The organism is uncultured Nostoc sp. (genome assembly GCF_937863485.1).
Lineage (GTDB): Bacteria > Cyanobacteriota > Cyanobacteriia > Cyanobacteriales > Nostocaceae > Nostoc.
The window spans coordinates 36,859-50,867 of sequence record NZ_CALMFY010000104.1; the positions used below are offsets into that span (position 1 = coordinate 36,859).

Below are 14,009 nucleotides of genomic sequence, written 5' to 3' on the forward strand. Positions count from 1 at the left end.
ACCCGTCCAATGCACTATATGCTTTATGCTGGGGAACCCGTCCACCGCAGTGGCTCCCCATGAGCGACTGGCGTGTGGTTTCTAAGCGCCCTTTTAACTGAATTGAAAACAGCAAAGTTATTCTGGAATAAGCTTGACATGATTCAAACAATATGTTAATAATTATAGTTTGTGGAAACTTTACTTCTTAATATAAGCTCTTGGCTAACGTCATTGTCATAGGTGCCCAATGGGGCGATGAAGGAAAAGGTAAAATAACTGACTTACTCAGCCGTTCGGCAGATGTTGTAGTACGTTACCAAGGGGGTGTCAATGCTGGACACACGATTGTCGTAAAAGGTCAGACCTTTAAACTGCACTTGATTCCCTCTGGTATTTTGTATCCAAATACCGATTGCATTATCGGCTGTGGAACAGTCATCGATCCACAGATTTTGATCGCAGAAATCGACCAACTAAAAGAATTAAATATTTCCACTGACCACCTGCTGATATCTGAGACAGCCCACGTTACCATGCCTTATCATCGGTTGATTGATCAGGCATCGGAAGAACGACGTGGAAGCCATAAGATCGGTACAACAGGTCGGGGCATTGGGCCGACTTATGCTGACAAATCTGAACGTACAGGTATTCGAGTTTTAGATTTGATGGAGCCTGATGGGCTGCGTGAGCAGTTGGAGTGGACGATTAATTATAAAAACGTCATTTTAGAAAAGCTTTACAACTTGCCGCCTCTAGATGCACAAGAGGTGATTGAACAGTATCTAGGTTATGCAGAACGTTTGCGACCTTACGTTATTGATACATCGTTAAAAATATACCATGCGATTCAGCGACGGCGCAATATTTTGTTTGAAGGCGCACAAGGCACGCTTCTGGATTTAGATCATGGAACTTATCCCTATGTCACCTCCTCTAATCCTGTGGCCGGGGGAGCTTGCGTTGGTACAGGGGTAGGGCCGACAATGATTGACCGAGTAATTGGGGTGTCGAAAGCCTATACGACACGAGTGGGAGAGGGGCCATTTCCCACGGAATTGGATGGAGAGTTGGGAGAATTGTTGTGCGATCGCGGTGCCGAATTTGGCACAACCACCGGACGTAAACGGCGCTGTGGCTGGTTTGATGCCGTCATCGGTCGCTATGCCGTGCGGATTAACGGCATGGATTGTATGGCGCTCACCAAACTGGATGTCCTCGATGAATTAGAGTCAATCCAAGTTTGTGTTGCCTATGACATAGATGGCGATCGCACCGAACACTTCCCCACCAGTTCCCGTAAATTTGCCAGATGTCGCCCCATCTACAAAACCTTACCAGGATGGCAAGTGTCAACAACTCACTGTCGCACCCTAGAAGACTTGCCACAGCAAGCACTGGACTATCTAAAATTCCTCGCTGAATTGATGGAAGTCCCGATCGCGATCGTCTCATTAGGAGCTAGCCGCGATCAAACCATAATCGTAGAAGACCCCATCCACGGGCCCAAACGTGCTTTATTGCAGGCCGACGGCACACCTGCTACCTTGCTAAGTGCTTAGTTAAAAGTGAATAGTAAAGGAATTCACAGTTAAAAGTGAAGAGTGAAGAGTAAGTAATTAAATCAAAACTCCAAACTCCTGTAAAGACGCGATTAATCGCGTCTTTACTCCAAACTTCTGTAAAGACGCGATTAATCGCGTCTCCTAACTCTAATTAACAACTAACAACTTCTATGGCTATTACAGTCGAATCTCAAAAACGCCCAGAAGGCAGCAAGCCCAGAGCTTTACGCCGTTCTGGACTGATACCTGCCAATTTGTACGGTCACAAGGGTACAGAGTCAATTTCTTTGACCATTGATGCCAAAACTGTTGAGCGCTTGCTCAAAAGAGCTTCAGTCAACAACACCTTGATTGATTTAAACATTACTGATGCACCTTGGCGCGGCAATACCTTGCTGCGGGAACTTCAAATCCATCCCGCAAAAGGTACGCCTTACCACCTCAGCTTTTTTGCGGTTGCCGGTCACGGCGACACGACTGTAGAAGTACCGCTGCGTTTTGTGGGAACTGCTGTTGGTGTTAAACAAGAAGGTGGTTTTTTAGACACCGTTATCACTGAGTTACAAGTGAGTTGTGCGCCAGAAAACATCCCCGAAATAATTGAAATTGATGTCTCTAACCTGCAAATTGGAGATAGCTTACGTATTCACGAGCTAGTCTTGCCTGAAGGTATCACAGTTCTTGGTGATACAGAGCGAGTTGTAGTTAGCGTTTCGCAGCCACAAATCAGTGCTGCTGCTGAGGATGAGGCTGAGTTAGAGGGTGAACCAGCCTCTGAAGCTACGTAAAGTGTATAATAATTTTTGATGATAGCCAGGGGGAAACTCCTGGTTTTTTTGTTTTTGAACTCGCAAAGGAAAGAGATGACAGAAGCGACTCTTCCAGCTTTAATTCAGCAAATGTTGCAGGCGGGATTTTATCCCCATGCGGTAACAGAACCCATTCAACTAATTCAAACCCACATTTCTTATGTGCTGTTAACTGGAGATTACGCCTATAAGCTGAAAAAACCTGTGAATTTTGGCTTTTTGGACTTTTCCACCTTAGATAAGCGGCAGCATTTTTGTCAGGAAGAATTGCGGTTAAATCAGCGGGGTGCAGGTGAACTATATTTAGAAGTTTTGCCCATAACTCAGGTAGGAGAGCAATACCAGCTAGGGGGAACGGTTGAGGCTGTAGAATACGCGTTGAAGATGCGCCAGTTTCCTCAAGAGTCGCTATTAAGTACACTTTTTGAAGAGGGTAACTTAAATGAGACACATTTAAAAGAGTTGGGACAGGTCGTAGCTCAATACCATGCCCAAGCACAGACGAATGATTATATTCGTAGTTTTGGTGAAGTGCCAAAAGTCCAGGCTGCATTTGATGAGAATTATCAGCAAACTGAAAAGTATATTGGTGGCCCCCAAACTCAGGCGCAGTTTACAGAAACAAAGCAATATACAGATAACTTTTTTGCAGAACGTCCAGAATTATTTGCTAGCAGAATTCACAACAATTATATTCGTGAATGTCACGGGGATTTACACCTGAGAAATATTGCGCTGTGGCACGATAAAATCTTGCTGTTCGATTGCATTGAGTTTAACGAGCCGTTTCGGTTTGTTGATGTCATGTACGATGTGGCGTTCACGGTGATGGATTTGGAAGCATGGCAGCGTCAAGATTTAGGTAATGCTTTTTTGAATTCCTACATAGAGCAAACTGGAGACTGGGAAGGTTTACAGGTGTTGCCCTTGTATTTGAGTCGTCAGGCTTATGTTCGAGCAAAGGTAACTTCATTTTTGCTAGACGATCCGAGTGTACCTGAGACGGTAAAGGAAGAAGCGACAAAAACCGCCGCTGATTATTACAAACAGGCTTGGGAGTACACTAAACCAAAACTGGGACAACTGATTTTGATGTCGGGGTTGTCGGGTTCTGGTAAAAGTACCACAGCAAGGTATTTAGCCCGTCAACTGGGAGCGATTCACCTTCGGTCTGATGCGGTGCGGAAACATTTAGGGGGAATTCCGTTGTGGGAAAAAGGTGGCGATGATTTGTATACACCTGAGATGACCGAAAAAACCTACACACGGCTGTTGTCATTGGGAATTATCTTGGCTCAACAAGGTTTTTCAGTGATTTTGGATGCCAAGTATGATCGACAGCAGTTACGGCAAGAAGCGATCGCTCAAGCTACGAAGCACCAACTTCCCCTTCAGATTATCCAATGCACAGCACCCCTTGAAGTTCTAAAAGAGCGTCTGAATAACCGCACTGGTGATATTGCTGATGCTACCGCCGATTTATTAGACTCACAACTCAAACAAGCTGAACCCTTCACTGAAGAAGAAGAATCCTACGTAAAGATTTGGGATACAACTCAACCACAACAGGCACAATTAAAAGTAGTAATTCCCCAATAGGTTTTTTTACCCTATGGCAGACAAAAAGAACGACTTTTTCAGTATTTCTCCCAGCTTCTTTTCTCAGCTGTTATTTGGGGCATTTTTAACATTTATATTAATAATGACCGGCTCTGCACCAGCCCTGAGCATCTTCTTAGGAATCATGGGGGGTTTCATCCTCAGCTGGATCACAAATTTAACCAGTAATAGCGCCCAGCCCCCAACTGTAGCCTCTTCTGATGGCGTTGATACAGGATTGAAATACTGGTTATTTTTCATGCTTGGCTTTGTATATTTAGGGTATCCAGCACCCATGAGTATCTTGCTAGGTGGATTAGGCGCTTTAGCAGCAGGCTGGATTACTGCTTGGTGGGGAAGTAAGGAAGAAACTAGAACTCAGCTGCAAGTTGAAGAGTCAGAAGAGGGCGAAGTTGAACCAACGAACGAGAGGCTGAACAAACGGCAAACAAGAAGAACCGCCCGCCGTTACCGTCGCACTCCTGGAAGTAGTTTCAATTTCAAGTTTTGGGAAAAGTAATATTGGGCATTGGGGAGCGAGTCCGCGTACTCCTACGGAGAAGCAAGCTAGCAAGAGCGTCTCGTAGAGAGCGTCTTTTGGATTAAATTTCAATTCTTTAATCCAAAATCTAAAATCTAAAATTCTTGCCCCCCTGCTTCTTTCTTAGCCCCTATTCCTCAGCTTATGCCCCATGCCCTAATATGTTTTTATATCTTTCCAAATTACTGCCACTATTCTTTTATCCACTAGGACTAGCCTGCGTGAGCTTGATAGTAGCATTAGTCACGTTGTGGAAACGACCGTTTACTGCGGCGATCGCAATTTCCTTTGCCCTAACTTTATTGCTATTTTGTAGTAATGCTTGGATTGCTAAATCTTTAGTGCGATCGCTAGAATGGCAAAATCTCCCACCCGCCCAAATGCCAGTTGCAGAAGCAATTGTGGTTTTGGGTGGCGCAACCAAATCAGCTTTTTTCCCAAGACCTACCGTCGATTTGAGTGAATCAGGCGACCGCATGATTTATGCTGCACAACTATATCGCCAAAAAAAAGCGCCTACAATCATTCTGAGCGGGGGTCGCATTGATTGGCGTGGAAGTGGTTCACCAGAGTCGGCAGATATGGCAACAATACTCACATCCATTGGTATTCCATCTGAGGCGATTGTCCAAGAACCTGATTCTTTGAATACTTATCAAAATGCAGTGAATGTCCAAAAAATTTTGTCATCTCGTGGCATTCGCCAAGTATTATTGGTAACTTCGGCAATGCATATGCCGCGATCGCTTCAGATTTTCCAGCATCAAGGAATCAATGCCATTCCTGCACCCACTGACTTTCTTGTGAGTGAAGGTGAACTCCAAGAACTCGGCAGCACTCCCAAAGCCGCTATACTAAATTTATTACCTGATACCGACAACTTGCACGAATTTACCAGTGCTTTAAAAGAGTACATTGGTTCTTTAGTTTATCGCTTACGCGGTTGGCTTTAATAAAGTTGTGAGTTATAAGTTATGAGTTATTAATTATGAAATGTAGTAATTGCCTGAATTCCAAACTCCAAACTCCAAACTCCTAACCTCAAACTCCTAACTCAATTAATATTATGTCTAAAAATTTACCTTATATTATGCCATCCCCTCAACCCCAAGTTGAGGAAGCTTTTGCTGCTTACCAAACAACCCACCAGTTCTACCACGAAGTTCGGTCACGGTCAGAGTTTCAGCGTTATTGTGAATGGTATTATACAACAGCAGAACAGCACCGACAAGAGCTTAAAAGAATGCGCGGCGAACTGAATATTTTCCAGTGGTTTCGCCGGCGATAAGTGATTTAGATGATTTCTAACTCATTTTCACGTAAATGGGCTTTAAACTTTTTACTAAACTGGACTACAATCGGCAGATTAGCGCTTATCGGTCTGCCTCGCCACTCGGTGGCAATACCTACGACATCACCTTCTGTGCCTTTGATGTCAAAAGCCTGACTCCGATGTTCAGGATGATGATACACTACTACCGATTCTTTAACACGGACGCGATCGCCAACTTTCATAACAACATTTACACCTAGCATTTGCTTTTCCACAAGTATCTGCTACAAAATATATGATTAAATCGCTTAAAATTCGATTTAATCAGCTATTTCTTGACGCTTCATCGGGGTAATACGGCGCGTTTAACCCTCTGCGTCCAGGCAAGGCAGCGCATTGCGGTGAGTTCAGCGCTGTAGCGACTGCCGCACATCCTAGCAGTCCGTGCGTACTTTTTTAAGTTTTTTGCCGCGTTAATTATGTATCGCCCTTACCCTCCGTCTTTACCCAAAAAATAGGGAAATGAAAGGAAATCAGGCGACATCAGATGTGCTTAGTACTTTGACAAGATATCTAACCCTTTTATCTTCACTCTAGGATGTTCCCCAGGTCAACTGTCTCACCAATTTTTGTGCATAGCAGACGCGCTGTTATTATCGAATGCACTCTGACCTCACTTCCATTCCTCTCTCCTAAAAGGAGAAAGGCTTTGAATCTTACTCCCCAACGCTAGTAGGGAACATTGGTAACAAGTTAAAATTGTGGAGAATTTGACAATACCTCCAAAGATAGAAATTATCTGCTGATTTTGAAGAAATCGTGGGGTAATATTTGCAGTGGAAGTCCCTTAGTTGCGGTTTTGAGTTAAAGAATCAATTAAGTGTCTAGATTAGGATTACTGAAAAAAGTAACTGTTCGTTAAGCTATGACAAATTTGGAATTGATCATTTTTGATTGCGATGGTGTGTTGGTAAATAGTGAACCGATAGTGAATCGTATTTTTGCCGAAACATTAACTGAAGGTGGATTGACAATCACCTACGAAGAAGTCACCCAACAATTTATGGGGAAGTCATTGGCAACTTGTTTGGAGATTATTAAGAAAACCTACGGAAGACCAGTTCCTGCTAAATTGCTTGAACGCTGTAAGAAACGAGAAATCGCTGCATTGCAACAAGAACTCCAAGCAATTGAGGGAATTGCTGCCGTTTTAGAACAGATTACACTGCCAAGATGTGTAGCATCGAACAGCAGTCCTCGGCATATTCAATTCGTTTTACAATTAACGGGATTGTTGCATCAATTTGATGGCAAGCTATATAGCTCTCATCATGTTGAACGCCCTAAGCCCTTTCCTGATGTGTATCTGTATGCGGCTAGCCAAATGGGTAAGACTCCAGAAAATTGTTTGGTAATCGAGGACTCGGTAACGGGGGTGCAAGCAGCATCTGCCGCCCGAATGCAGGTATTTGGTTATACTCCACGAAGTAATCAAGGCAATTCTTCGCATCACGATGCTTTGATTGCCGCAGGAGCAAAGCTAGTCTTTGAGGATATGTATCAATTGCCGATTTTATTGAAATTGTGGAAGTGATTCCCCATTTGCTGCAACAGCGCAGCAAAGAAATGGAGCCTCTGCTGAAAATATGGCAATTTCTTCCCTAGTTTCCAGATTCCAGACTTTGAGTGTGTTGTCATCTGAAGCAGAAATCACCCGCTTGCCATCGGGGGTGAGGGTTACTGCATTTACTGAGTTGCTATGACCGTGGGATATGATGTAAAGTTATGTGTGGTGCGATCGCCATAACATATCAACAGAAGATCCCATAAATAACCGTAGTTGCATTTATTACTATTGGTAAAACAATTCCCCGAATTGATAGAGGCTGATGATAAGCAATAGCGATGCTGTTAGTTGGGTAATTCGCGTCTGGGGTGAGGGGGCGATCGCTTCCCGCACTAAGATAGAAATAGATGCCCCAACTACTAAGCTCAAGCCTAAGATTAAATAGGGTCTGTCGGGTAAAATAGTGGCTATTGCTAGCATAGCGATCGCTAATAAGAGCATCAATAATTCTACAAACCTGGGCGGATTGTATTGACTAGATAGAACGAAGCTATTGAACCAAAAAGACCAAAATCTCATAGTCAGTGTTGAATGTTGTTAGCGGATAGCTATGGTTTAGCCCGTGCTGAGTTAGGAGTTAGACTCTGCCAATTTTGGATTTTAAATTTTCGATTTTTCCTTCAATCCAAAATCCAAAATCCAAAATCCAAAATCCAAAATTAATTGCCTCCTAACCCCTAGCCCCTAACTTTTGACCTGTGCCGTTTTTTTGTGCAGTATCACTTTCTGGTAGTTCGACGCCAAAGACGCGGCTAAAAGCTTTAGCGACTTTGTAACCAGAATCAATCGATTCTAAGGGGTCTTTCCGCAGTCTGTGACGCAAACATAAGGTAATTACGCGGTGGATATCATCAACTGTAACTTCAGTACGTCCTTCATATGCTGTTAAAGCTTTGGCGGCGCGGTTACTAACAATGTCACCCCGCAAACCATCTACATCCAGTTCGGAGCAGACTTCAGAAATTTTTACCCGCAGATCATAGTCAATTTTCACCTCTGACAAAAGCTGTTGAGCATTGACAATTTGCTCTTGCAATGCTTCTTGTTCGGGTTTGTACTTTTCGAGAAATACTGGAGGATTTTGGTCAAAATCCGCCCGTTGTTCCACGATTTGCACCCGCAAGACTGGTTCTTTGACTGTGTGAATTTCTGCGTGCATCCCGAAGCGATCAAGCAGTTGAGGGCGCAGTTCGCCTTCTTCAGGGTTTCCAGAACCCACAAGAACGAAACGCGCTGGGTGACGGATAGAAATACCTTCCCGTTCTACAGTGTTCCATCCACTGGCAGCGGAGTCCAGTAGCACATCTACGAGGTGGTCATCTAGTAAGTTGACTTCATCTACATAGAGAATGCCTCGGTTAGCTTTTGCCAGCAGTCCTGGTTCAAAGGCTTTGACACCTTCAGATAAAGCTTTCTCAATGTCGATTGTGCCGCAAACTCGGTCTTCTGTAGCTCCTAACGGCAGGTCTACCATTTGGACTTTTTTCTGAGCTACAGGAATTTGGCCCCCTTGTTCTAACAGTTGGCGGACTTCATCGCTCATCAAGTCGGGGTCGCTAGGATCACTACTGAAGGGGTCATTGGCAACCACGGAGATTTCTGGCAGCAGATCCGCCAGCGCCCGGATAGTTGTGGATTTACCGGTGCCGCGATCGCCCATGATCATTACACCACCAATTTTGGGATCAATCACGTTCAATAGCAGCGCCAGTTTCATTTCTTCCTGGCCCACAATTGCCGTAAAAGGAAATACTACGCGACGCGCACTTGCCGTGGATTGAGCAGTTGGACTCACTAAATTACCTTAACAATATTTTTCTTATTACAGTTCTTTATTGTGACACAGGTAGGGCGTGGGAGAAATCAATTCAAAATTCACTCATTCAAAATTCAAAATTGTACCCTTACGGGGATCTTGCTAGCAAGAGCGTCTGGTAGAGAAGAAAAAGGCTGAGGGAGATGTAGCTTTAGCTTCGTGCAGCGTGGGAGTTCAGGAAGATGAAGTATAACAAATCCCCAATGCCCAATAGACATTGGGCACTAATGACTACTAGCTGCGTCAAACATCTTATAACTTTGCTAGGTCTGCTTTAGTTTTTCTGGTGCAAAAGTTCCATAAGCAGGGAATGAACAACTACCAACTCATCAATCCCGCAGTAAGCATAAATACTTGTAGACTATCTGAATGGTTAGTAGATTCAATCATCAAAGCGAGCAATGGAGTGTGTAGGTAGCTAATGCATCATTCAAATCTATGAAATTACCTTTTCTTGTTCAAAGTTGGCGGCGTAAATGCACAGCAGCTTGTCGTCAGATATTGCTCAAGTATCTTTTTCCGATTCTCATTTTAATATCCTTTGTTACGGTATTGCTGGTAGACAACTTTACCCCTGCGATCGCACAGTTACCGCGTCAGGAAATTCGCGGGGTTTGGATGACCACCAATGATTTTGACACCCTCAAGAGTCGCGATAAAGTGCAGGATGCGGTGAGTCAACTACAACAGATGAACCTCAACACAATCTATCCTGTAGTGTGGAATTCTGGCTATGTAATGTATCCCAGTGCCTTAGCACAACGTGCAGGTATTCAACCTTTTGTCTACAAAGGTTCAGATGGGCATGATATTCTGGCAGACCTGATTACCCAAGCCCATCACAAAGGATTGCTAGTAATTCCCTGGTTTGAATTTGGTTTCATGGCTCCCTCAACCTCAGAACTGGCACTGAATTACCCAGATTGGTTCACACAAAAGCGGGATGGTAGCCAAACTTCCATCAGTGCAGCTGGTGAGGTGATGTGGCTCAATCCGTTCTATCCACAAGTGCAACAGTTCATCACCAATCTCGTGCTGGAAACTATTACCCAATATGATGCCGATGGTATTCAGTTTGACGATCATATGAGTTTGCCCTCCGAATTTGGCTACGATCAATATACAGTTGCCTTGTACACCCAAGAAACCAATAATCCTCCCCCAACCGATGCCCAAGATGCGGTATGGGTACAGTGGCGGGCAGATAAAATTACGGCGTTCATGGTACAACTTAACCAAGCTGTGAAGCAGAAAAAACCCCAGGCGATTTTCTCCGTTGCTCCCAATTACTATGATTTGGCTTACAAGTTTCATCTGCAAGATTGGCTGAGTTGGATACGGCAAAATATTGTGGACGAGTTAATTGTGCAAATTTATCGTCCAAATCTGCAAAGTTTTGTGGCAAATATTTCCCGTGCAGAAATTCAAGAAGCGCAACAAATAATTCCAACTGGAATTGGCATTATGACAGGGTTACGAAATAATCCAGTTCCCATGCAGCAAATTAAGTCTCAGGTGCGGGCTGCCCAAGAACGCGGTTTAGGCGTAACCTTCTTTTATTATGAAAGTCTTTGGAACGATGCCTTAGAACCCTTAAACGAGCGACAAGCTGGATTTGAAAGTCTTTTTCCATCTCCTGCACTCCGCGCCAGAGTTGAATAATTTTTCTCTTTCAGATGAGGTTACTGTACTAGAAATTAAGGTTTTTACGCCTAATGGTAGTGCGATCACCTGTTGTCCTGAAAGGCTCAGATTTAGTATTAAAAATTACAATGGTTCAATCTAATTTTTCTATAATTCCTTCAAATAGGCAATTTGAGATGTTGAATTCAAGTTGGAGCCGCTAAAATCTATACATCTGACCAAGTATTTCCATTGCCAGATGACAACTCCAATACCTTACTACATCTCTCGCAAACAGGCTCATGACTTTCTAGCTAAGTTTGCCAAAGCACTGGAATTTCCAGAGTCTAACCCACTGCTGTCTCAGGTTTATGGGTTTGGAGGAGTTGGTAAAACTACCGTCCTCAAACAAGTAAAACAGACGCACGAATTGCAAGCTGACTTTGCACAGGTGTCCTTTGGGCTGACACCAGGTATTGAAACGCCACTGAAGCTAATGGAAAAGCTTTATGAGCTATTGCCAAAACCTACCGGACTCTGGCAAAGGAATTTATTACCTAAACCCGACCCTTTTATATCACTTTATGAGCAGTATCAGGAAACTGTTTACAAGCTGAAAACTGAACCTGTAGAAGGTAAATCAGTTGATACACAGCAACAGAATACAGTTAAAGATTGGTTTGAATTAGGAACAGCCACACTACTAGCCACAGGTGCAGGCTACTTCGGAGATCACGGAACAGCATTAAGTTTAGGTTTGGATGCTACGGTCAAGGCTGGGGGAATGTTATCAGATGCATCACAGGCACTCAAACCGACGAAAGAGCGTATCCAAGAACTGCTGCAAGAGCATCCAGCTACGAAGAATGACAAAGAGCTTCAGGAGTTGATGCTGGAACCAATACCCAAGTTGACTCATGCATTTGCTCAAGGGTTGATCCAGAAAACTCAAAGACACAAGCGCTCGATTGTACTGGTTCTAGATACTTATGAAAAGGCATCGTCAGATATTGACACTTGGCTGTGGCAGTATTTGTTAGAAGATACGCCCCTTAAGTCTTATGGTGTACGTATTTTGGTAGCAGGACGACGTTCTTTACTAGAAAAAGAAAGTTGGCGGAAGTTGCAACAGGATCGGGATTTAATCTATGAACAACGACTAGATGAATTCAACAAAGAACAAACTAAGGAATATCTTCAGCATATTGGCATTACTAAATCTGGAGATATTCAGAAAATATATAAAGCTACTAGAGGCTTACCCTACTATCTCAACTGGATTAGAGGGGAGAAGGAAGCAGGTAGAGAAATTGACTTTTCTCGTGGCAACCAAGCAATTATTGACCTGCTAACGCAAGGACTGAGTACAAAGCAAAAACAGATAGTGCAATTGGCGGCTTGTTGTCGTTGGTTTGATCGGTCGCTGGTTCAATATTTAATGCAAAAACAAGGAATAGACTTTGAAACTGGTGTTCATGCAACTATCGACTGTTTTGATTGGCTAACAAAGTGCGATTTTGTTGAGTTTGTTCAAGGTCACTATCGGCTGGATGATGTAGCTCGTGATATTTTTCGTCTGTCATTTTGTCAGGAGGACAAGACGCGATTTCGTGAAACCCATGAACTGCTAGCCACATATTTTGAGAAACGAGCTAACCAAGAAGTTGCTCCAGATAGCCCTGAACCAGAAAAATACGATAACTCTGATTGGCGTCAATACACTGCTGAATTTCTCTATCATGCTCTCTTTGCGAGAAGAAATGAGGGTCAGCGTCAATTTATTTCCCATTTCTTTGCTTCTCGCTATCTTAAACAACTTGAAGTAGTAATGATTCCTTTCGCCGCAGTTGTCGCAGAAGCAGCAGTAGAGAATTATAGTCTCTTGCCTGATTCAACTGAGAAGTTTCTGAAAAGCATAAAATTGGGCTTTATCTTTAGTTGGATGATGTTACCAGAAAATCCAGCTAAATATGAAAAAATTAACTACGAGAATGTGATTGGCCCCTCTAAAGAAGAAATAGAGGCAGCATTACGACCTTGTTTTAGTCAAGTTGACTTTTTGGAAGATGGACTGGGTAAATATACAGGACTGTTGTCCAAATCCATACGTAGTCAACCAAATCAGCAAGTTGATTTGCTACAGAGGGCAGCAGAGCAGGCTGAAAAAATTGCAAATGATAGTTATCCTAGTTATCCTGAATTCAGCAGTAGTCTATTTTTAAATTTAGGTGATCAACAGGATAATCTAGATAATTATCAAGAAGCGGTCGTGAGTTACAGCAGAGCCTTAATAATTCAAGATGACAATCCCATAATTTATTACTGCCAGGGCAATGTCTTGGTAAAATTAGGTCGTCATGAAGAGGCACTCACTAGCTACGATAAAGCCTTGCAAATTAAAGATGACTATTGCGATGCCTGGAACAATCGAGGCTCGGTACTGGCAGAATTAGAGCATTATCAAGAAGCACTTGCTAGTTTCTATAAAGCTTTAGCAATTAAAGATGATGACCTGAATGTATTGAAAAACATAGTTGTAACACTGATGTTCTTACATTCTTAGAAAGAGGGAATTACTATCTGTAATAAGTTCTTAAATATTCAACCCAATGCTCCTGAGATTTTAAACAACAAGGGTTTGATATTAAGTTTCTTGGGGTGTTATGATGAAGCATTAGCTAACCTCAATAAAGCTGTGAAACTTCAACCAGAATATCCGCTTTGGTGGGCCAACCAAGGGATTGTATTAGCTCGTGCAGGGCGTTACCAAGATTCACTGGCTAGTTGTGAGAAAGCTTTAGAACTACAAGCTAATGATGAGAGTAGTTATTACGGCAAAGCTTGCTATTTCGCCTTACAAAATGATGTTTATTTAGCCATTGAAAACCTACAACAAGCAATTAATCTCAATCCTCGTCGATGTCGTAGGGAAGCAAAATTTAACCCTGATTTTGATAGCATTCGGGACAATGTAAGATTTCAGGCATTGCTGCAAAGTTAAATGAGCAGCTTACATTTACGAGTGAGGTATTTATAATTAAAAAAAGATCCAATTTTTAGTATGCGTTAGGCGTACAAGGTAACATAGTGTTGGCAGATTCACCAAATTTTGGGCCGTAATATCATGTCCGCCTGAACACTTACGATAAAATTGAGGCTGAGATGTTCAAATAT

Annotated in this window: 14 protein-coding genes; 10 read left to right on the forward strand and 4 right to left on the reverse strand. The window is 43.0% G+C overall.

Annotated elements, in window-relative coordinates; genetic code table 11:
• Positions 1-200: 200 nt before the first annotated feature.
• The 6 genes from Q0541_RS13955 to Q0541_RS13980 all read left to right on the forward strand — a co-directional run bounded on the left by Q0541_RS13955 (position 201) and on the right by Q0541_RS13980 (position 5,784).
• The gene (locus tag Q0541_RS13955) at positions 201-1,544 is read left to right on the forward strand and encodes an adenylosuccinate synthase (RefSeq protein ID WP_298911244.1); all 1,344 of its coding nucleotides are present in this window, start codon (positions 201-203) and stop codon (positions 1,542-1,544) included.
• A 173-nt stretch (positions 1,545-1,717) separates the two neighbouring features.
• Entirely contained in the window at positions 1,718-2,335 is a 618-nt protein-coding gene (locus tag Q0541_RS13960) for a 50S ribosomal protein L25/general stress protein Ctc (RefSeq protein ID WP_298911246.1), read from the forward strand.
• Between the two features lie 75 nt (positions 2,336-2,410).
• The gene (locus Q0541_RS13965) at positions 2,411-3,955 is read left to right on the forward strand and encodes an AAA family ATPase (protein ID WP_298911247.1); all 1,545 of its coding nucleotides are present in this window, start codon (positions 2,411-2,413) and stop codon (positions 3,953-3,955) included.
• 13 nt (positions 3,956-3,968) lie between these two features.
• Complete coding sequence (locus Q0541_RS13970) at positions 3,969-4,475, forward strand: hypothetical protein (RefSeq protein ID WP_298911249.1); 507 nt, start codon at positions 3,969-3,971, stop codon at positions 4,473-4,475.
• Between the two features lie 182 nt (positions 4,476-4,657).
• Entirely contained in the window at positions 4,658-5,449 is a 792-nt protein-coding gene (locus Q0541_RS13975; protein WP_298911251.1) for a YdcF family protein, read from the forward strand.
• A 113-nt stretch (positions 5,450-5,562) separates the two neighbouring features.
• Positions 5,563-5,784: a hypothetical protein gene (locus Q0541_RS13980; protein ID WP_094329446.1), complete on the forward strand. Its 222-nt coding sequence runs from the start codon at positions 5,563-5,565 to the stop codon at positions 5,782-5,784.
• 5 nt (positions 5,785-5,789) lie between these two features.
• Here Q0541_RS13980 and Q0541_RS13985 read toward each other — a convergent pair whose 3' ends face one another.
• Positions 5,790-6,032 (reverse strand): ferredoxin-thioredoxin reductase variable chain, encoded by a 243-nt coding sequence (locus tag Q0541_RS13985; RefSeq protein WP_366941872.1) that lies wholly within the window; start codon positions 6,030-6,032, stop codon positions 5,790-5,792.
• Between the two features lie 662 nt (positions 6,033-6,694).
• On the opposite strand from Q0541_RS13985, the gene Q0541_RS13990 reads away from it, so the two are divergent.
• The gene (locus Q0541_RS13990; protein WP_298911258.1) at positions 6,695-7,363 is read left to right on the forward strand and encodes an HAD family hydrolase; all 669 of its coding nucleotides are present in this window, start codon (positions 6,695-6,697) and stop codon (positions 7,361-7,363) included.
• Here Q0541_RS13990 and Q0541_RS34445 read toward each other — a convergent pair.
• The 3 genes from Q0541_RS34445 to bchI form a co-directional block, all read right to left on the reverse strand.
• Complete coding sequence (locus tag Q0541_RS34445) at positions 7,343-7,546, reverse strand: hypothetical protein (protein WP_366941877.1); 204 nt, start codon at positions 7,544-7,546, stop codon at positions 7,343-7,345. The genes Q0541_RS13990 and Q0541_RS34445 overlap by 21 nt on opposite strands.
• 75 nt (positions 7,547-7,621) lie before the next feature.
• Entirely contained in the window at positions 7,622-7,915 is a 294-nt protein-coding gene (locus Q0541_RS13995; RefSeq protein ID WP_298911260.1) for a hypothetical protein, read from the reverse strand.
• Positions 7,916-8,066: 151 nt separating this feature from the next.
• Positions 8,067-9,191, reverse strand: a complete 1,125-nt coding sequence (gene bchI, locus Q0541_RS14000) for a magnesium chelatase ATPase subunit I (RefSeq protein WP_298911262.1) — start codon at positions 9,189-9,191, stop codon at positions 8,067-8,069.
• 459 nt (positions 9,192-9,650) lie between these two features.
• On the opposite strand from bchI, the gene Q0541_RS14005 reads away from it, so the two are divergent.
• The 3 genes from Q0541_RS14005 (at position 9,651) to Q0541_RS14015 (ending at position 13,836) form a co-directional block, all read left to right on the forward strand.
• Complete coding sequence (locus tag Q0541_RS14005) at positions 9,651-10,874, forward strand: glycoside hydrolase family 10 protein (RefSeq protein WP_298911264.1); 1,224 nt, start codon at positions 9,651-9,653, stop codon at positions 10,872-10,874.
• Between the two features lie 220 nt (positions 10,875-11,094).
• Positions 11,095-13,398, forward strand: a complete 2,304-nt coding sequence (locus tag Q0541_RS14010; protein ID WP_298911266.1) for a tetratricopeptide repeat protein — start codon at positions 11,095-11,097, stop codon at positions 13,396-13,398.
• A 15-nt stretch (positions 13,399-13,413) separates the two neighbouring features.
• A complete protein-coding gene (locus Q0541_RS14015) occupies positions 13,414-13,836 on the forward strand; it encodes a tetratricopeptide repeat protein (RefSeq protein ID WP_366941878.1) in 423 nt (140 codons plus the stop codon).
• The last annotated feature ends 173 nt before the right edge of the window (positions 13,837-14,009 follow it).